Here is a 19369-nt window from a genome sequence, read left to right on the forward strand (position 1 = left end):
GAGAACGCAGGCGTATTGTTTGAAGAAGTCCAAGAAGCCTATACCACCCAAATCTGTTCGTGCTGCGGTGAGATCACCTCAAGTAGTCCCAAAGGTAGGACAGATCTTGGAATAAGAGAATGGGAGTACATGAGCTGTGGTACAGCTCATGATCGAGATATAAACTCAGCTCTAAACATTCTTGCGCTTGGGCATAAGCGTCTAGCTGTAGGAATCACCCTCTTTTAAGGGGGTGAGGATGTCAAGCACTGGTGTTTTGAATCAGGCATCTTGTGACTGATGTTATGCGAATCTATAAAAAAGCATTTAAGCAGATCGAAATAAAAAATTGCAAAATATTACATGACCTTAGCCGAAAAACACGTACTATAAAATCATGTAAAGAGGGTTGTGATGGTCTATGGCTCAGTTTGAAGTGTTACTGCCTTTGCAAGAGATTACGGTGGATCGTGCAGAGCTTTTGGCGATTCAACGCAATGATTTAGTTCCGTTGTTGAATGATCAATATCGTCTAAATCATTATGCAGATCAGGTGATTCAAGCGCAGTCAGTTTTATTGGATGGGGTGGATCCACATTTAACTCAGCAATTGAGTGTGACCATTGAGCAGTTGATTCAGGCGCTTGGCAAATCTAAAAAAGTGTTAAAGCAACGTAAGTTTAATGCACTACAAAAGTGGCTAGGCATAGATTTGGAATATGGCGCGGGGCAAGTGCAATATTATAAAAACCTAGATCATTTATTAGGACAAGCAGATCGTTTAAGCCAAAAGCTGCAAATCGAAATTCAGAAATCACAATCACGTTTTCAGCAGTTGGTTGGTTTGCGTGAGCAAATGGCGAAATACATTCAAGCTGCCGATGAGTTTTTAGTGGAATATCCACGATTTGTGCGCAATCAGCATCCTTTGGATAATTTTAGCGAACGACTGGCCAAGAAAATTTATAGTTTAAAGACTTTGCAAAGTAGTAATGATATTGCGATTACTCAAATGCAACTTTCACAGCAACTCTCTTTTAGTTTGTTAGATCGCTTTAAAGAAGCGCAGCAGGTACTCATTCCTGCATGGCAATATCATGTCAAACAAAGTCAGCAAAGTGGCTCACACAGTCAGCTAGAAAAGCTGGATCAAAGTCGTGAGCATTTAATTAAGACATTAAGAAAATCCTTAGAAAAACCTGCGCAATCATAAGGCATGGTTTTGATTAGATAGAGGCGAAATATGACAACTTCTGAACAACGCAACGTCGCTGTGCAAGTGAGTGATGAACAGACTCAGCAACAATTTCAGCAACTCAATTTGCAGGAAATTGGCTTACAGCCTGATGACTTTCAGGAGGTGCTGGCTGCGCGTAAAGAATTAAGCGATCTTAGCCATCATTCGGTTGCAGAATATGGCAAAAATATCGCCACTAAAACGTCAAGTTATACCGATGAGCTTTTAGGTTTGGTGCAAAATAAGGATTTGGATGTCACAGGGCAAAAGCTGAATCAGGTGGTGCAGGTTGCACAGCAGTTAAATACCAACAGTATTTTAAATCCAAACAAAAGCAGTGGCTTTTTGGGTGGTTTATTCAATAAGTTAAAAGGCGCTAAACAAAGTTTTGATCAAAACTTTAACAGCACCAAAGCGCAAATTGATAGTCTGGTCACAGAAATTGAAAGCTCACAAAATGGTTTAAAAAACCGTGTAGATACACTGGATAAAATGTTTCATGGTGTGCAAGATGAATATAAACAATTGGGGATTTATATTGCAGCAGGTAAGTTAAAACAGCAGGAAATTCAGCAGCAAATTTCTGAATTTTCCGCGCAGCCGCAGGATCAGACCACGACTCAAAAAATTTATGATCTCAATCATCTTGCTAATAATTTAGAAAAGCGGGTGAGTGATTTGCAGGTGTTGCAACAATCTGCCATGCAAACTTTGCCGATGATTCGGATTATCCAGTCCAATAATTTAATGTTGGTCGATAAATTTTATGCGATTAAAAACATTACCTTACCTGCGTGGAAAAACCAGATTAGTTTGGCGATTTCTTTAAATGAGCAGAAAAACAGTGTGCAACTGGCCAACAGTATTGATGATGCCACCAATGAATTGCTGCGCCGTAATGCAGATTTATTGCATCAAAACTCGGTTGATACTGCCAAAGCCAATCAGCGTTCGGTGATTGATATTGAAACCCTTGAACACGTACAAAATACCCTCATTAAAACAGTGAACGATGTGATCCAGGTACAAAAAGAAGGCATGCAAAAACGTGCAGAAGCGACTACGCGTTTGCGAGCCTTACAGGAGAATCTGAATCAATTGGTGATTGGTTCAAGTCAACAGTCTGGTCAATAAATGCATTTTGACAATGACTTCATTTAATCTGAAATTTACCTGATAAGGAGTCGGATTTGCCCCCACTTGATGAATATGCCATTCAGCCACAGCAGCTAAAAACAGGTGTTGTGGCATTACAGCAGCGTCAAAAAAAGCTCAGTTTTTTGGCTGTGCTGTCTATGACGGTGGTGCTTATATCGGCAATTGGCTTTTTTATTCAGCAAGATGTGATTTATAGCTTCTTTGGTTTAAGCACTGAAGTTCAGCAATTACACATGCCTGCAAGTGTCGATGCGACTTTGGCAAATTTAGGGCAGCAACCTGATTATTTTTTCAGTTTGTTGAACTGGTTGGGTTGGTTGATTTTAAAACTGTCGGTGTCATTTATTGGTGCATTCGTTCTAGTTCATCTACTCAAGAAAATTCGTTTTTTTTATATTCGCTTTCAGTCCTTTGTCTTGAAATTTGTAGCTTGGTTGCTGAGTTTTATTTTACTTTGGTCGGCATTGAGTTATGTTCAGCATGACCGACAAGATGATACGCAGCAGGTATATGCCAAAATTGTGCATTATGAAAAGCACATTCAAGAAAGTGAATTGGCGCGTTATTTACAAAATGCAGAAATGGCAGCGCCTGTTAAAGCCTATTTGTTGGCGCAAACGGCATTGATGCATCATCCCGCAGATAAAGATGCAGCCATTCCGCAAGTGTTGACCTTGGTCAAAGCAGAGCAGCAAGATCCGCAATTTTTACATTATGGATTTAAACCTGAACAATTATGGACGATGCAGCAGCAAGTTTATGGCAAAGCTTTAACGCCTATGGCGCAAAGCGTACATAAGCAAGTGCAGCAAGCACAGCAATTAAATACGCTGGTTTATTATATGAATCTCGCGGTTATGGCGCTTATGTTAATACTGTCTGCGGTACTCTGGTTTTTATCGCGACATTTACAGCAGCGTATTCTGCGGATTCAACAACAACTTGAATAAAAAATGATTAGGCTCAATTGCTTAAGGCAGACATTCAGTTTTTATGTTAATGTCTAAATTGAATAGCTTTAGGTATTTTAAATGAAATAGTAAGCTTGAAACTCACTATCATTTAAAAAAACGATCATAAATATAAAAATAAACCGTTTCCCCTATGTAACTATTTTTCGTAAGATGACATCAACAAATAAATTTACTCCCTTGGAGACGTTAGCCATGTTAGACCAAAATACTTCTACACAACTTAAAACTTTATTAGAACGTCTTGAAAGCCCAATCGAGCTTGTCGCGACTTTAGATGGTTCTGATAAATCTGCCAAAATTAAAGAATTGGTTGAAGAAATTGCAGCACTTTCGCCACAAGTTACTGCACGTTTTGACGGTAACAACGCACGTGCACCAAGTTTTGGGATTGCAAAAGTAGGTGAGCAACCGCGCGTATTCTTCGCAGGTTTACCAATGGGGCACGAGTTCACTTCATTAATTTTGGCTTTATTGCAAACTTCTGGTTATGCACCAAAAGTATCGGATGAAGTATTAACGCAAATCAAAGAATTGAATCTTTCATCTCACTTTGATGTGTTTGTATCGTTGAGCTGCCACAACTGTCCAGATGTAGTACAAGCTTTGAACCTCATTGCGATTTACAACCCTGGCACAACAGCAACCATGATTGATGGTGCATTCTTCCAAGAAGAAGTTGAGCAGCGCAAAATTATGGCTGTGCCGATGGTATTCCAAGATGGCAACCACATTGGTCAAGGTCGTATGACTTTGGAAGAAATTGTAGCTAAATTAGATACAGATTCTGCGAGCAAAGATGCAGCGAAACTGAATGCCAAAGAGGCGTTTGATGTCTTGGTAATTGGTGGCGGCCCTGCAGGGAATACATCTGCAATCTATGCAGCACGTAAAGGTATTCGTACAGGTATTGTGGCTGAGCGGATGGGCGGTCAGGTGATGGATACCATGGATATTGAAAACTTCACTTCTATCCAAAAAACACAAGGTCCAAAGTTTGCGGCAGAAATGGAAGCGCATGTGCGTGAATACGATGTCGATATTATGAATCTACAAAAAGTATCTGCCATTAAAGGTGCTGATGAAACTGCCAATGGTTTGGTCGAAGTGACTTTGGAAAATGGCGCAACACTTGAATCGAAAACGGTGATCTTGTCTACAGGTGCACGTTGGAGAGAGATGAATGTACCTGGTGAAGCAGAATACCGTACCCGCGGCGTGGCATACTGCCCACACTGTGATGGCCCGTTGTTTAAAGGCAAACGTGTTGCAGTGATTGGTGGTGGTAACTCAGGTGTAGAAGCAGCGATTGACCTTGCAGGGATTGTAGAGCATGTGACTTTGGTAGAGTTTGATACTAAATTACGTGCAGACCAAGTCTTGCAAAACAAATTGAACAGCTTGCCAAATACTACTGTAATTACCAATGCATTATCGACTGAGGTGATTGGTGATGGCGCACAAGTGACTGCATTGAAATATAAAGACCGTGCGACAGATGTTGAGCATACTGTTGAACTTGCAGGAATTTTCGTACAAATTGGTTTATTACCAAATACGGACTTCTTAAAAGAGTCAAAAGTAGAGCTGACGAATCGTGGTGAGATTGTGATAAATGAGCGCAATGAAACCAATGTAAAAGGTGTATTTGCGGCAGGTGACTGTACAACTGTACCGTACAAGCAAATCATCATTGCAACAGGTGAAGGCGCGAAAGCATCACTTTCAGCATTTGATTACATCATCCGTTCAGGTCAATAAGTCTGAACGAATACATCTGAATACGCGGATTAACCATCCTTAAATTGTATTCGCTAAAAAGATAGCGCCTGAGTTCCCCAATACTCAGGCGCTATGTTCAGTAAAGTGCGTTATCGCACAGTATTAAAAGTTTATTTATTCTATTTTTGGTTTTAAGAACTGAGTCGGCTAACAACTCAGTTCTTTTTTTATTTTTAACATCCAGTTTGATTTACAGCAGTTAGATTCATTTCAGTCTAATTAGCCTTATTATTTTGTCCAAATAAATTCAACTGATTAAACTTTTCCTGTAGCTGCTCTTTGGTTTCGACATGCTCAGGATGCGGAATAATACATTCAATTGGGCAGACTGAAACGCAGGTTTGATAGTCATAAAACCCAACACATTCTGTGCAACGCGCCACATCAATTTCATACACCTTTTCACCCTCATAAATTGCTTCATTCGGGCATTCGGGTAAGCACATATCGCAATTGATGCATTGGTCGGTAATCAGGAGTGCCATCGCAATACTCGCTTAGTTTATTGCCACTTAGTTGGCTTGATAAGCCAACGATGAGGCAGAAATATCTGCAGTCGAATTTGGTAAGTTGCGAATCAGCAGGGCATAACGCATATCGACATCTGCAGGTATAGGGATTTCTACAATATGCCCTGAACCTTTGGCATCTTCAATCAGATTGCCTTTTTTATCTTTAATTTCAGTTAAAGTGAAATAGATATTGCCTTGTGGCGTCATCAATTCTAAAGAATCGCCCACTACAAAACGGTTTTTTACATCAATTTTAATGTAGTCACCATTGCGTTCTAAGACTTCACCACAAAATTGCTGATGATCAAAACTTGATGAACCTGTTTCGTAGTTTTGGTATTCGCTGTGCACATGACGACGCAAGAAACCTTCGGTATAACCACGGTTAGCTAGGCCTTCTAATTGAGTCATTAATGCAGGGTCAAATGGTTTGCCTGCAAGTGCATCATCAATGGCTTTACGGTAAATTTGTGCAGTACGTGCGCAGTAGAAATAAGATTTGGTGCGACCTTCAATTTTTAGTGAATGGATGCCCATTTTAGTTAAACGGTCAACGTGCTGCACTGCACGTAAATCTTTAGAATTCATAAAGTAAGTGCCGTGTTCATCTTCTTCGGCAGCAAACATATCTTCGTCATTACGTTGTAATAACACAGGCTCGTTAAATTGATGCTGTGCCTGCATGTGTTGTTCATCTGCATCGGCAGTTTCAGAAAGATTTTTGACAGGAATTACGTCACCTGTTTCATCTTCTTTTGCATCGTGAATTTTATATTCCCAACGGCAGGCATTGGTACATGCGCCTTGGTTGGCATCACGTTTATTCATATAGCCTGAAAGCATGCAACGACCTGAATAGGCCATGCACAGCGCACCATGCACAAATACTTCAATTTCCATGCCAGGCACGTTGTTTTTAATTTCTTCAATTTCATCAATCGACAATTCACGCGAAAGAATGACACGGGTTAAACCCATATTTTGCCAGAATTTCACCGTTGCCCAGTTCACCGCATTGGCTTGTACCGATAAATGTACAGGCATGTCGGGGAAATTTTCACGCACCATCATAATCAGACCTGGGTCAGACATGATCAGCGCATCGGGTTGCATGGCAACCACAGGTTCTAGGTCACGAATAAAGTTTTTGAGTTTGCTGTTATGCGGTTGGATGTTCACCACCACATAAAACTTTTTGCCTAATTTATGTGCTTCTTGAATACCAATTGCTAAGTTTTCATGATCAAATTCGTTATTACGCACGCGCAAACTGTAACGCGGCTGACCTGCATAGACTGCATCTGCACCATAAGCAAAGGCATAGCGCATGTTTTTTAAAGAACCAGCAGGAGAGAGAAGTTCGGTGACGTGGGAAATGGTCATGATCAAAAAGCAATAGCAGAAATATGGCTTTATTGTATGAATCTAAATTTAGGATTCAACCTAGTAAATAGCTCGGGATTCAGAAGAAAACTTGTGCTGAAACGCTGGGGCTAATCTTGATATAGAAAATTCCTCATCCTGAGCTATACAAAACGCACGAGAAGGGACTTTCAATACCAATTTGACAGATTGCTTATAATCAATTTCTGATGGATGAAAGCGTGTTAACGTACACGTTGCCCATGTTTATCAATCACCACTTCACCATCTTCTTTGCTGAAGCTTTTTAATTGTGGTTGAGTGAGCAAGTCTAAGACCAGTTCAGAAGGGCGGCACAGTTTCACACCTAACTCGGTCACGACAAATGGACGATTAATTAAAATCGGATGCTCGACCATCAATGCAATTAATTCCGCATCGCTGTGTGAGCTACCTTCAAGTTGCAACTGTTCGTATGGTTCTACATTTTTGCGGATTGCATCGCGCACGCTTAAACCTGCTTGTTGAATCATGCTAGTAAGTTCAGCTTGTGTAGGTGGGGTTTTTAAATATTCAATAATTTCAGGTTCTTGTCCTGTATTACGAATTAATTCTAAAGTATTGCGTGACGTTCCACAGGCAGGGTTATGAAAAATTTTGATGGTGTTGCTCATGCGTAGTGACTCGTTTTAGGTCGATAAAATTTCAATATTGCATTTATATATGGATATGCGTATATTCGCAATAGTTAATATTGAAGTGCAGATAAAAAATGAATCAAACTGATTTTTTTAAATGTTTGTCAGACCCAACCCGACTGGACATTCTGAAATTGGTGATGGCTCAACACAATATTTGTGTATGCGAATTGACAGAACAATTGCAGTTAAATCAACCGAAAATATCACGTCATTTGGCGTTGTTACGGAATTTATCTATTTTGCTAGATCAACGTCAGGGGCAGTGGGTGTATTACCGTTTGAACCCAGATTTACCCGAATGGGCGTTTGCTGTTTTAAATATTATCGCGCAGCAAGATGTCAGCCCGATGACGCACATCAACCCTACAATTGCAACACATTGCGAGTAAGCACATGGCACAGTCCAAACTTTCTTTTTTAGATCGTAATCTGACCTTATGGATTTTTATTGCCATGGGGCTAGGTGTTGCGATTGGCGTGGTATTTCCTGCAGTATCGGCAAGCTTAGATCAAATGAGTGTGGGAACAGTCAATCTTCCCATTGCGATTGGTTTGATTTTGATGATGTATCCACCATTGGCAAAAGTCGATTACGCAGCTTTGCCAGAAGTGTTTAAAGACCGCCGAACCTTGTTGTTGTCTTTGGTACAAAACTGGTTGATTGCTCCGTGTTTGATGTTCGCTTTGGCGATTATTTTCTTGCAAAACTATCCTGAATATATGACAGGTTTGATTTTAATTGGTCTGGCACGCTGTATCGCGATGGTCTTGGTCTGGAACAACTTGGCTTGTGGTGATAACCAATACGTGGCTGCATTAGTTGCGTTTAACAGTATTTTTCAGATTGTATTCTTTAGTACTTATGCATGGCTGTTTCTGAGTTTCTTGCCGCCGTATTTTGGCGTGGCAGGACAAGTGATTGATGTTGGTTTTTGGACAATCACCCAAGCTGTTTTAATCTATTTGGGTATTCCTTTTTTGATGGGCTTTTTAACACGCTTGATTTTAGTGAAAAGCAAAGGCTTAGATTGGTATCAAACGTCTTTTTTACCCAAAATTAGCCCATTTAGTCTGTTGGCATTGCTATTTACCATTGTGGCGATGTTCGCACTAAAAGGCGCAGAAGTACTGAGCTTGCCGATGGATGTTTTACGCATTTCCATTCCATTGATTATTTACTTCGTTGCCATGTTCTTTATTAGCTTCTTTATGAGCAAATGGATGGGCAATGATTATCCACGGACGACCGCCATTTCCTTTACCGCAGCAGGGAATAATTTTGAATTAGCACTTGCTGTTGCCATTGCAACGTTTGGCTTGGCTTCTCCCGTTGCATTTACCACGATTATTGGCCCTTTGGTTGAAGTGCCTGTGTTGATTGCTTTGGTGAGTGTGTCTTTATGGCTGCGTAAAAAGTTTTATCAAAATGAGTCGATTGTCAGTTCAAAGTAATTTTCTTCATTTTGAGGTTTAAGATAAAAACATGGGCATGCGTTGCCCATTTTAGTTTTAAGAGTATGCAGCATGGTATTACCCAATATTGATTTAGATTTATTGCCTACACCAAGTTTTGAACAGGTGCAGGCAAAGCCGTTGAACCATCCGCCACGTATTTTATTGATGTACGGTTCAAACCGTGAGCGTTCTTATAGTCGTTTGGCGGTACAAGAAGCAGGCAGAATTTTGGAGCACTTTGGTGCTGAGGTAAAAATTTTCCATCCTAAAGGTTTGCCTTTACCAGAAGATGGCGATGCTTCACATCCCAAAGTCCAAGAGTTACATGAATTGCTGGCGTGGGCAGAAGGTATGGTTTGGTGTAGCCCAGAACGTCATGGTTCGATGAGCTCAATTTTTAAAGCACAAATTGACTGGATTCCACTTGCCGCGGGTGCAATTCGTGCCACACAAGGTAAAACGCTTGCTTTAATGCAGGTGTGTGGCGGGTCGCAGTCATTTAACAGCGTCAATCAATTACGTATTTTAGGACGTTGGATGCGGATGATCACCATCCCCAATCAGTCTTCTATTCCTAAAGCCTTTTTAGAGTTTGAGGAAGATGGCCGCATGAAAGCGTCTAGCTATTACGACCGTATTGTCGATGTGATGGAAGAGTTATATAAATTTACTTTGCTGACTCGCGGGCAAGCAGCATATTTGGTAGATCGTTATTCTGAACGTGTGGAAACTGCCGAGCAGTTGTCGCAACGTGTTAATCAGAAGTCTTGATAATTCAATTTTAGATAAGCAAAACCGCATGAGAAAAGGCTGAGAGAGTGATTATTCGGCTTCGAGCCGTTTTAAAATCTGACAATCATCAATGGTTGTTTGCGTGGTGCAGGCTTGTCTAAGTTGCTGAAGTTGTAGCTGAAAATGCTGCAACTCGGCAATTTTATCTTCTACATGCCTTAAATGTTCATCAATCAATTCATTCACAGCGCAGCAGTTTTGTTTCGGCTGTTTTTCTAATTCAATTAAGGCTTCAATTTCTTTTAAGTTCATATCTAAAGCACGGCAACGCTTAATAAAAATCAAACGCTTGAGTGCCTCATCGTTGTAATAGCGATAATTATTTTCGGCACGAAAGCTTGGGGTGAGTAAGTGTTTCTTTTCATAAAAACGAATTGTATCTGTGCTGACTCCAACTTTTTTAGCTAATTCATGAATTAAATATTGTGCCATACTTGACCTTGGACTAAGTCTATAGTTTTAAATGAGCATAATCGAAACAGTTTCATTTTGAAAGAAGGTGTGTCTATGGCATGTACGTGTAGTCATGAACCTGCGCCAATCAAACCGAATAGTAAATTTAGAACCGCGTTATGGATTGCATTGGTGATCAATCTCAGCATGTTTTTTATCGAGTTGATAGGTGGTGCCTATGCCCATTCATCATCCCTATGGGCAGATTCACTGGATTTCTTTGGAGATGCTGTCAATTACGGGATTTCACTTGCGGTGTTAAGTGCAAGTTTGTATTGGCGTGCTACTGTGGCTTTGGTCAAAGGCATCACGATGGCCTTGTTTGGTGTGGTGGTGATGGGCAAGGTTATCTATGCCTATATACAGGGTATTCCACCTGAAGCCATAACCATGGGTATTATTGGGATCATCGCCTTATTAGCCAATGTGGTTACTGCATTGATTTTATATGCATTTCGAGATGGTGATTCGAATATGAAATCGGTGTGGTTATGTAGCCGTAATGATGCGATTGGTAATTTCGCAGTTATTTTGGCGGCAGTGGGTGTATTTGGTACGGGTAGTTTGATTCCAGATCTTGTGGTAGCCGTGATTATGGCGAGTTTGGGCTTAACAGCGGGGTATCATGTGATTCAGCAAGCTTTGGCTGAACGAAGAATAAATGTACCAGAATAAAGAATAAACGTAAAAAGCACTCCATCTGATTTGAGTGATTTAGATGGAGTGCTTTTAATTTTTTGTAGTCGCAATAATTTTAAAATTTGAAGTAAAAATAACGATAAGTTATTCCAAATTGCTATTTACAAAAAATAATATATAACTAAAATTAAAAATAAATTGATGTATTTAAAAATAATTTACACGATGAATAATATTTAATTTTTTTTAAATTGAGGGTTAAATGAAACTAATTAAATTATTTTCTATAGCAAGCCTGATTGCTTTGGCTGGCTGTAGTTCTAAAGTAGTGACTTATGATACTGCAGGGCAAGTGATTGGTTCATGTGTCGCTACACAGGGCTTTATTTTGGGGGCTAAAGCTGTGTGTTATGGTGGTGCCAACATACAAGGCATTAACTATTCTAAAGTAGATGAGCGCACGGGTTTATTGCCAACCATACCAAATAATTCGCAGATTTCACTGCAACAAGACTAATTTTTTAGAGGGGTAATACAATGAAAATTTCTAGTTTAATCGCATTAACAGCGGCTATTTTGATGACAGGTTGTGCTTCAAAAGTGACAACTTATGATTCGAGTGGTCGTATGATTGGTTCATGTCAGGCAGAGCGTGGGTTTGTAATTGGTGGTGGTGCACACTGTGAAGGACGTGCTAACCAAGAAGGTCGCAGTGTACGTTAATTGATGCTAATGACAAAAAACCGAGCTATTTAGCTCGGTTTTTTTAGATTCAACAGCTTTTATTTTTCAACGAAAGCACGTTCAATCACGTAATCGCCCAATTCACCCATACGTGGTGATTCTTTTAAACCATGTTGGTCAAGTAATGCTGCAACATCTTTTAAGAATGCAGGGCTACCACATAACATGGCACGGTCAGTTTCAGGGTTAAAACGTGGTAAACCAATTTTTTCAAAGATTTCACCCGATTCAATTGCCGTGGTCACACGTCCTTGGTTTGGATATTCTTCACGTGTAACGGTTGGGTAATATACCAGTTTTTCACGAATACCAAGTTCTTGGAAAAACTCGTGATTTGGTAATTCATTTAGAATTAAATCTTGATAAGCCAATTCAGAAATGAAACGTGTACCGTGAACCACAATCACTTTTTCAAAGCGTTCATAAGTTTCAGGGTCGCGGATGGTTGCCAAAAATGGAGCTAGACCTGTACCTGAAGAAAGTAAGTATAGGTTTTTACCAGGATTTAAATCATCCAGTACCAAAGTGCCTGTAGGTTTTTTAGAAACCAGCAATTCATCGCCCACTTTTACTTTTTGTAAAATAGACGTTAAAGGGCCATCAGGTACTTTAATTGAGAAGAATTCTAGCTCTTCTTCATAGTTAGCACTGGCAATCGAGTAAGCGCGCATTAAAGGCTTGCCATTTACTTCCAGACCAATCATCACAAATTGACCGTTTTTAAAACGTAGTGCGGTATCGCGAGTCGTTTTAAAACTGAATAAAGTGTCATTCCAGTGGTGTACGTGAGTAATCTTTTCGACGTTGAAAGCAGCCATTAAAGGTCTCAATAAATTATCAAATTAGAACAGCTTGCTATTCTAATCTAAAATCATTCTCTATAAACTGAATATATTTAATTGAGCTTATCAGAAAAAGTGATGAAGACTGATCTAAAAATGCCAATAATCGGATTTATGCACTCTCCCTACCGAGAAAAATTTGGTATTCCTCGTCAACCAAATCTGGTACAGGTCGAATCGTATATTGAAATGCAAGCGCCTTATAACGATGTGTTGGCATTTCAAGGGATCGAAGCGTTTAGTCACTTATGGTTAATCTGGCAATTTCACGACAATAAAAACCAAACCGATGCTCATCCAACCGTACAGAAACAGCAAAACCCCTGTTTTCGTGCACAAGTGCGTCCGCCACGTTTGGGTGGTAATCAAAAAATAGGTGTGTTTGCGACGCGCAGCATGTATCGACCTGCACCCATTGGTTTATCTGTAGTGCAATTTAAACAGGTCAAAAAAGTGGGTAAGTCACTGCGAGTTTATGTGACAGGAGCAGATTTGTTGCATGGCACGCCTATTTTGGATATTAAACCTTATATTCAATATTCAGATGCTGTGCCTGATGCACAAAGTGGTTATGCGCAAGATGAACCCATAAGAAAAACAGTGCTATGGATGGACACAGCCGAAGCGCAAAAAAATCAGTTGCTCGAATCTGGCGTATTACAGCCACAGATTGCGCAGGAATTGGAACAGGTCTTGTCTTTAGATCCACGACCTGCATATCAGGATGATGCTGAACGAATTTACACCATGAATTTTGCAGATTTTGATGTCAGTTTCCGTGTTGATCAGCACGCAGTATATATCCTAAAAATTGTTTTAATCGCTGTCGATTAAACCAGCATATATAAAATAGCCACCAACGCCAGCATGTGCAGAATTTGGGCAGGGGCGAAATACAGTGCAAAGCGCAAACCACCAATGAGCGCGGCATTGACGCATTTGGCAATCGCATGTGCCACCACACCTAAAATTAAGGCATACAAAAGTACCTGCTGGCTCGGTGGACCTTGCATCACCACGGTTGCAATTGCGGCATGAACCTCAAATAACGAGGCGAGCAGGGTACCAATGATTAAACCTGCATCCCCAAGGGTTTGTTCCAAGCCGTATACCATCGCTTGAATTGCGGTCAATGTCGCCATAATAATTGCGGCTTCTTTAAGGCTAAACATACGGGTATCGGTTTCTGGCTTTGCCGTTGCCGTACTTTTATGTTTTTTAAGCAAGCATACGCCGACCAAAATTAAAATGCCAATGCCTGCCAGACTGGGCATAATTAACAGCTTAAACCACGCCAGATTGACACCCGCCACAATAATCAACATTTGCGCTAAAGTTGCCACGCAAGACATCAGCGCTGCACCTGCATTGGCACGTGCGTCGCCACGACCTGCGCGTACTTCCATGCCTAAACTGGCAATGGTTGCGGTGCTTGATACAAAACCTGAAGCAATTGCAGATAATATGAGGGCGTTGCTGCTTGAGAGTAAACGCTTGGCGATATGCGCCAAAGCCTGCACACTTAGAATTAAAATCAATAATTTTAAAATCACATAAGGATTAAGCACATTGCCCCATAGTGCAGTATTAGGCGTCAGTGGCAAGGCAATTAACACCAAAGCCAGTAAAAACAAGCCATCACGTAGTTCAGCTTCGGTAATCCACTGACTGACAATGCCATGCATGGTGTGCTTGGTCATGAGTAAACCTGTCAAAATAACCGATAAACCTGCTGCCAATGGAATATTCCATAAACACAATGCACCAATAAAATAGGTCATCACGAAGGCAAGTTCGGTGGTAGCGCCGGGGTCATCTTCCGTTTGATTTTTGAGGGAATATAAGCCAATTCCCCCAACAATCAACGCACCCACAATGGCAATGCTCGTGCCCAATAAGAAGCAAATGGCACCTAATAATGCGCAAATTCCAAAGGTACGTACGCCTGCAAAACGGTGATGTTGTCCATTTTTTTTACTGCGTTCACGCTCTAATCCAATCAGTAAGCCACAGCCAAGTGCTGCTGCAAACATGGTGAGCAGTTCGGGAAAATTGGTTGTAACCAAAGATGGAGGAGTCAGAAAATCCACAGCAACATTCCAAATACAAGGTGTTATTTTAAACATCATATATTTGAATTGTGTTTATCGCCATTTATGAATCTATTTTCACTCTAAAATTATGGCTTAATCGAACCATACAAGATTACTGTATTAAAGAAGTCATTCAGCCCTGAAAGCAAACTCTGCTATAGTAAACCCAGATTTTGGGGCATATAACAATGAATTTTAATTTTGAAATAGACAGTACTTGGTGCTTAGAACAATTAGTCAAAGATGGCAAAATTACCGAACGTGATCAGGCTTTGGTACAAACCACGCATCGTCAACGTGATCAATTAAAATGGCATCCGTTACAATGGATTGCCAACTTTAATTTGGTCGATCAAAGTCATCCCCAAACCACTTTAACTTTAAACCGTTTATGCCAATGGCTGGCTGATAAATCAGGCTTGCCATTCTATATTATTGATCCGTTAAAAGCCGATGTTGCCGCTTTAACTGCTGTGATGTCGCAGGAATTTGCGCTGCGTAACCGTATTTTAGCGGTGGAAGTGACTGCAGATGCGGTATTAATTGCGACAGATCAACCTTATAAAAAAGAATGGGTTGCCAACTTAGAACATAGTTTATTGCCCAAAAAAATTCAGCGGGTTTTACTCAGCCCAGATCAATTACAGCGCTATTTGATTGAATATTACCAAGTGAGTCGTGCAGTACATTCATCACAAAAATCTTCTGCACACGACCGTGAAAATAAAGGGGTCGAGGCTTTATTGCAATTGGGCGATACCCAAAACCCAGATGCCAATGATCAACATATTGTGAAGTTGGTCGATTGGGTGCTGCAATTTGCCTTTGAACAAGGCGCAAGCGATATTCACCTCGAACCACGTAAAGACACAGGCAAAGTACGTTTTCGTATTGATGGCGTGTTGCACACCATCTATAACATGCCTGCCAATACGCTTACCGCAGTCATCTCACGGATTAAAATTTTAGGGCGTATGAATGTAGCCGAAAAACGTAAACCGCAAGATGGACGTTTAAAAACCCGAACTCCAAAAGGACAAGAAACTGAACTGCGTTTATCGACCTTACCAACGGCGTTTGGCGAAAAACTGGTGATGCGTATTTTTGACCCAGAAGTATTGGTACGCAGTTTTCAGCAATTGGGTTTTGATAGTCGTTTGTTGAATGAATGGCATGCCCTGACTGCACATAGTCACGGCATTATTTTGGTTACAGGCCCTACAGGTTCGGGTAAAACCACCACGCTGTATTCATCGCTAAAGCAATTGGCTACCGATGAAGTCAATGTCTGCACCATTGAAGACCCGATTGAAATGTTAGAACCGAGTTTTAACCAAATGCAGGTGAATACTGCAATTGATTTAGGTTTTGCCGATGGTGTGCGTGCCTTAATGCGTCAAGACCCTGACATTATTATGGTCGGAGAAATTCGAGATCAGGATACCGCAAATATGGCAATTCAAGCGGCACTGACGGGGCATTTGGTTTTATCGACACTGCATACCAATGATGCGCCTTCAAGTTTGACTCGTTTGCATGATTTGGGCGTGCAGCCATTTTTGACTGCTGCCACAATTTTAGGCGTTTTGGCACAGCGTTTGGTGCGTAAGCTATGTCCGCATTGTAAGCAGGAAGGCTCAATAAATGAAAAAGACTGGGAACATTTGACCTTTGACTACATTATGGAAATGCCTGCACAAGTGTTTAAACCTGTCGGATGCGATGAATGTCGTCAAACGGGCTATAAAGGTCGGGTCGGAATTTATGAGTTTATGCCTTTAAGTTTAGACACCAAACAGCTCATCAGTGCCAATGCCAATTTAAATGAATTACGTCAGCAAGCTAAAAAAGAGGGCATTGAACCGTTGCGTATTGCAGGCGCACGCAAAGTTTTAGAAGGCATGACCACTTTAGAGGAAGTGTTGCGAGTCGTGCCATTAAATTAGCAGATTCAAACTTTTTACGATGAATTTTAAAAAATGGAAATCTTAAGATTCAGCTCATCTTGCTTTGTTTTAATCACCATAACGAAATGAGCAACACAAAAAGGTGAAGCAATGAAATTTACAATGAAAGCAATGTTGATGGCAGGTTTAATGGCAATGGCTTCAATCACCATGGCAAACGACAGCATTAACACCCAAGCACTACATCAAAATGTAACTGTAAAACAAGCTTTAAGCCTGAAAGATGACAGCAAAGTGCAGTTAAAAGGTTATGTGGTGAAATCTATTGGTGATGAAAAATATCAGTTCCATGATAACACAGGCACTATTACGGTCGATATTGATGATGACTTATGGAATGGCAAAGCAGTTTCTGCCAAAACGCCTGTTACCTTAATTGGTGAAGTGGATATTGATCACAAGCCTACAAAACGTATTGAAATAGATGTGGATCAAGTTCGTTTCTAAATCTACGCTGTGTAAAACAGCATTAGTTGCTACACAAAACTGATTTCACTCAAAAACCACATACGCTGTAAGGTGTATGTGGTTTTATCATGTAAAGTATTTTGAAATCATAAAATTTTGAAGCATAAATAACAGAGGAAGATATGCGCTTACTCTTGGCTGAAGACGATGTATCACAAGCAGAAAGTATAAAAACTTGGCTGGAAATGGATGGTTATAATGTCGATTGGGTTGAACGTGGTGATCATGCCATTTTAGCGATTCAGCAGCAGCATTATGATTGTGTGTTGTTAGACCGTGGGTTGCCTAAAAATAGCGGTGATGAAATTCTGCACGCTTTACGACAGCAGCAACAGGACACACCTGTTATTTTTATTACTGCGCGCGATAGTATTCAAGATCGGGTACAGGGACTTGATTTAGGTGCCAATGATTATTTGGTCAAACCGTTTAGCCTTGAAGAACTATCGGCGCGGGTACGCAGTCAGTTACGCAGTGCGCAAAGTCATCCGACACAGCAGCTTGAATTTGCCAACTTGGTTTTAGATACGCAAAGCAAACAAGTGAAAGTGGATGATCAACAGGTCAATTTAACGGCCAAGGAATTCCAGATTTTACATAAACTGATGCAAAACCCGCAGCATGTGGTGACTCGTGAACAGCTCGAAGAGTCTTTATATGCATGGGGCGATGAAATTGAAAGTAATGCGATTGAAGTATTTATTTATCAATTACGCAAAAAAATTGGCAGTAGCCGCATTAAAACCATCCGAGGTTTAGGCTATCGTATGCAGCAAGATAACTAATTCAGTTTGATCTCCGCATGTCTAAACAGGTCATTTCTTTACAGTCCAAACTGGTTAAAAGCTCCGTTTTAAGTTCGGTCTTGGCGGGTGGACTCGCCCTGATTTTATTATTGGCGGTTGCCAGTTATCAGACCATGCGCGTGCATGATGACATTATGGATGAAATAGCCGATATGTTGCTGCGAGCAGACTTGCGTGACCATGCAGGCAATCAGGTCGATGAGTTGAGTGAGCAATTTCATATTGCCTATCAATTGGGATTAGATGATCTGATTTTGACTACCTCTGAAGATGAACATGACATTTCTCAGCTTCACTTGTCTCAGCTTGCCGTGGTATCTGAGCATGGTTTTTCATTTCACTGGCAAGATGGACAAATTTGGCGCAGCTATGTGGCAGAGGAAGATGGCTTGCATGTGATTGTCGCGCAGCCGCTTAAATATCGCTTCAAGGAAATTGCTGCAACCAGTTTAGGTTATGCCGCTATTTTATTGCTGTTGTGGTTGCTGCAATGGGCCATTGTGCATTTTATGATTGGTCGTCAATTTAAGCGGATTCAGCAACTCTCCCAACAAATTGCAGAAAAAAATCAACATGATTTGACGCCAATTATCCCCACACAACCTGAATTGAAAGAACTGCAACCCATGCTGCAGCAATTGAATAAATTGTTGGGGCGAGTAGAGCAGTCTTTAATTACAGAACAGCGATTTACAGCAGATGCTTCGCATGAATTACGCTCTCCTTTATCTGCCATTCAATTGCGTTTGCAGGTGCTAAAACGTAAATACCAACAACAACCTGAGTTGGCACAAGATTTAGAGCAAATTCAGCGTGATGTCAGTCGTGGTACACAAGTATTGGAAAATTTGCTGTTATTGGCACGTTTAGACCCGACAGATGCGGCATCGTTAAATAAAAGTGCGGTATCTATAGCAGACTTGGTGCAGGAAGTTTTACAAAGTCTGACGCCGTTTATTCAGGAAAAAGCCATTCAGATTCAGTCAGATATTCAACCGATACAAGTGCAAGGCAATCCTGAATTGCTATTTAGCTGCCTGCGCAACTTGATTGACAACGCAGTGCGTTATGCAGCACCTCAAGGACGTATTTGGATTGAAGCGAAACCGCATGAATTGATGCAGGAAATTTGCATCGCCGACAATGGTCATGCAGTGACTGATGACGTTTTGGCACGTTTGGGCGAACGCTTTTACCGTGCTTTAGGCAGTAAAGCTCAAGGTTCTGGTTTAGGACTGTCGATTTGTAAGAAAATTATAGAGTTGCATGCAGGAAAAATTGAATTTTCACGTGCTGAACAAGGTGGTTTAAAAGTGCGTATTTTGTTGCCTAAAGCCCAGTTGTAAATATGATTGGTTTTAGGAAGCAAGTTAAAATTAGACAAGTCAGAACTTAAAAGCAGTATGCG

At 40.7% G+C, this 19369-nt stretch carries 22 protein-coding genes; 16 read left to right on the forward strand and 6 right to left on the reverse strand.

The annotated features are described in order from the left end of the window. The 5 genes from FTU39_RS05250 to ahpF form a co-directional block, all read left to right on the forward strand. On the forward strand, window positions 1-228 hold a 228-nt coding region (locus FTU39_RS05250), incomplete at its 5' end, for a zinc ribbon domain-containing protein (RefSeq protein ID WP_180051830.1). A gap of 172 nt (window positions 229-400) precedes the next feature. Beyond that, window positions 401-1192 carry a hypothetical protein gene (locus FTU39_RS05255; RefSeq protein WP_004972923.1) on the forward strand — a complete coding sequence of 264 codons (792 nt, stop codon included), beginning with the start codon at window positions 401-403 and terminating at the stop codon, window positions 1190-1192. Window positions 1193-1222: 30 nt separating this feature from the next. Beyond that, the gene (locus tag FTU39_RS05260) at window positions 1223-2350 is read left to right on the forward strand and encodes a toxic anion resistance protein (protein ID WP_104852204.1); all 1128 of its coding nucleotides are present in this window, start codon (window positions 1223-1225) and stop codon (window positions 2348-2350) included. A gap of 56 nt (window positions 2351-2406) precedes the next feature. Further along, window positions 2407-3324 carry a hypothetical protein gene (locus FTU39_RS05265; protein ID WP_131261786.1) on the forward strand — a complete coding sequence of 306 codons (918 nt, stop codon included), beginning with the start codon at window positions 2407-2409 and terminating at the stop codon, window positions 3322-3324. Between the two features lie 216 nt (window positions 3325-3540). Next, complete coding sequence (gene ahpF, locus FTU39_RS05270) at window positions 3541-5106, forward strand: alkyl hydroperoxide reductase subunit F (RefSeq protein ID WP_096901839.1); 1566 nt, start codon at window positions 3541-3543, stop codon at window positions 5104-5106. A gap of 236 nt (window positions 5107-5342) precedes the next feature. On the opposite strand, the gene FTU39_RS05275 is transcribed toward ahpF, so the two are convergent. From FTU39_RS05275 to arsC, 3 genes are all read right to left on the reverse strand, one after another. Next, window positions 5343-5612, reverse strand: a complete 270-nt coding sequence (locus FTU39_RS05275) for a YfhL family 4Fe-4S dicluster ferredoxin (protein WP_004972931.1) — start codon at window positions 5610-5612, stop codon at window positions 5343-5345. A gap of 27 nt (window positions 5613-5639) precedes the next feature. Beyond that, window positions 5640-7022, reverse strand: coding sequence for a tRNA 5-hydroxyuridine modification protein YegQ (gene yegQ, locus FTU39_RS05280; RefSeq protein WP_004972932.1), 1383 nt, complete (start codon window positions 7020-7022; stop codon window positions 5640-5642). Window positions 7023-7246: 224 nt separating this feature from the next. Next, window positions 7247-7675 carry an arsenate reductase (glutaredoxin) gene (gene arsC / locus FTU39_RS05285; protein WP_004972934.1) on the reverse strand — a complete coding sequence of 143 codons (429 nt, stop codon included), beginning with the start codon at window positions 7673-7675 and terminating at the stop codon, window positions 7247-7249. A 98-nt stretch (window positions 7676-7773) separates the two neighbouring features. Here arsC and FTU39_RS05290 point away from each other — a divergent pair, with 98 nt between their 5' ends. The 3 genes from FTU39_RS05290 to arsH all read left to right on the forward strand — a co-directional run bounded on the left by FTU39_RS05290 (window position 7774) and on the right by arsH (window position 9928). Beyond that, window positions 7774-8091 carry a metalloregulator ArsR/SmtB family transcription factor gene (locus FTU39_RS05290; RefSeq protein WP_004972936.1) on the forward strand — a complete coding sequence of 106 codons (318 nt, stop codon included), beginning with the start codon at window positions 7774-7776 and terminating at the stop codon, window positions 8089-8091. A gap of 4 nt (window positions 8092-8095) precedes the next feature. Further along, window positions 8096-9154: an ACR3 family arsenite efflux transporter gene (arsB, locus tag FTU39_RS05295; RefSeq protein WP_004972938.1), complete on the forward strand. Its 1059-nt coding sequence runs from the start codon at window positions 8096-8098 to the stop codon at window positions 9152-9154. A 72-nt stretch (window positions 9155-9226) separates the two neighbouring features. Next, window positions 9227-9928, forward strand: coding sequence for an arsenical resistance protein ArsH (arsH, locus tag FTU39_RS05300; protein WP_178865848.1), 702 nt, complete (start codon window positions 9227-9229; stop codon window positions 9926-9928). 51 nt (window positions 9929-9979) lie between these two features. Here the strand turns inward: arsH and cadR are convergent, their stop codons facing one another. Next, entirely contained in the window at window positions 9980-10381 is a 402-nt protein-coding gene (gene cadR / locus FTU39_RS05305) for a Cd(II)/Pb(II)-responsive transcriptional regulator (protein ID WP_004972941.1), read from the reverse strand. Window positions 10382-10456: 75 nt separating this feature from the next. Between cadR and FTU39_RS05310 the strand changes: the two genes are divergently transcribed. The 3 genes from FTU39_RS05310 to FTU39_RS05320 all read left to right on the forward strand — a co-directional run bounded on the left by FTU39_RS05310 (window position 10457) and on the right by FTU39_RS05320 (window position 11764). After that, window positions 10457-11077 (forward strand): cation transporter, encoded by a 621-nt coding sequence (locus tag FTU39_RS05310; protein ID WP_178318927.1) that lies wholly within the window; start codon window positions 10457-10459, stop codon window positions 11075-11077. A 226-nt stretch (window positions 11078-11303) separates the two neighbouring features. Further along, window positions 11304-11558 carry a hypothetical protein gene (locus FTU39_RS05315; RefSeq protein ID WP_004972946.1) on the forward strand — a complete coding sequence of 85 codons (255 nt, stop codon included), beginning with the start codon at window positions 11304-11306 and terminating at the stop codon, window positions 11556-11558. A 20-nt stretch (window positions 11559-11578) separates the two neighbouring features. Then, complete coding sequence (locus FTU39_RS05320) at window positions 11579-11764, forward strand: hypothetical protein (protein ID WP_004972947.1); 186 nt, start codon at window positions 11579-11581, stop codon at window positions 11762-11764. A 59-nt stretch (window positions 11765-11823) separates the two neighbouring features. Here FTU39_RS05320 and FTU39_RS05325 read toward each other — a convergent pair whose 3' ends face one another. Then, a complete protein-coding gene (locus FTU39_RS05325) occupies window positions 11824-12603 on the reverse strand; it encodes a ferredoxin--NADP reductase (protein ID WP_004972950.1) in 780 nt (259 codons plus the stop codon). Between the two features lie 120 nt (window positions 12604-12723). On the opposite strand from FTU39_RS05325, the gene tsaA reads away from it, so the two are divergent. Continuing rightward, entirely contained in the window at window positions 12724-13461 is a 738-nt protein-coding gene (gene tsaA / locus FTU39_RS05330) for a tRNA (N6-threonylcarbamoyladenosine(37)-N6)-methyltransferase TrmO (protein WP_218945036.1), read from the forward strand. Here the strand turns inward: tsaA and FTU39_RS05335 are convergent. After that, on the reverse strand, window positions 13458-14660 hold the full coding sequence (locus FTU39_RS05335; RefSeq protein WP_180051482.1) for a DUF4010 domain-containing protein: 1203 nt from the start codon (window positions 14658-14660) through the stop codon (window positions 13458-13460). The genes tsaA and FTU39_RS05335 overlap by 4 nt on opposite strands. 248 nt (window positions 14661-14908) lie before the next feature. Here FTU39_RS05335 and FTU39_RS05340 point away from each other — a divergent pair, with 248 nt between their 5' ends. From FTU39_RS05340 to FTU39_RS05355, 4 genes are all read left to right on the forward strand, one after another. Beyond that, window positions 14909-16666: a GspE/PulE family protein gene (locus FTU39_RS05340; protein ID WP_004972956.1), complete on the forward strand. Its 1758-nt coding sequence runs from the start codon at window positions 14909-14911 to the stop codon at window positions 16664-16666. A 111-nt stretch (window positions 16667-16777) separates the two neighbouring features. Continuing rightward, window positions 16778-17134: a NirD/YgiW/YdeI family stress tolerance protein gene (locus tag FTU39_RS05345; RefSeq protein ID WP_180051831.1), complete on the forward strand. Its 357-nt coding sequence runs from the start codon at window positions 16778-16780 to the stop codon at window positions 17132-17134. Window positions 17135-17277: 143 nt separating this feature from the next. Continuing rightward, the gene (locus FTU39_RS05350) at window positions 17278-17940 is read left to right on the forward strand and encodes a response regulator transcription factor (RefSeq protein WP_180051832.1); all 663 of its coding nucleotides are present in this window, start codon (window positions 17278-17280) and stop codon (window positions 17938-17940) included. A 17-nt stretch (window positions 17941-17957) separates the two neighbouring features. Then, window positions 17958-19307, forward strand: coding sequence for a HAMP domain-containing sensor histidine kinase (locus tag FTU39_RS05355; RefSeq protein WP_180051833.1), 1350 nt, complete (start codon window positions 17958-17960; stop codon window positions 19305-19307). The last annotated feature ends 62 nt before the right edge of the window (window positions 19308-19369 follow it).

Origin of the sequence: Acinetobacter sp. YH12099 (assembly GCF_013419195.1) — a bacterium.
In the GTDB taxonomy this organism is placed as follows: Bacteria; Pseudomonadota; Gammaproteobacteria; order Pseudomonadales; family Moraxellaceae; genus Acinetobacter; species Acinetobacter towneri.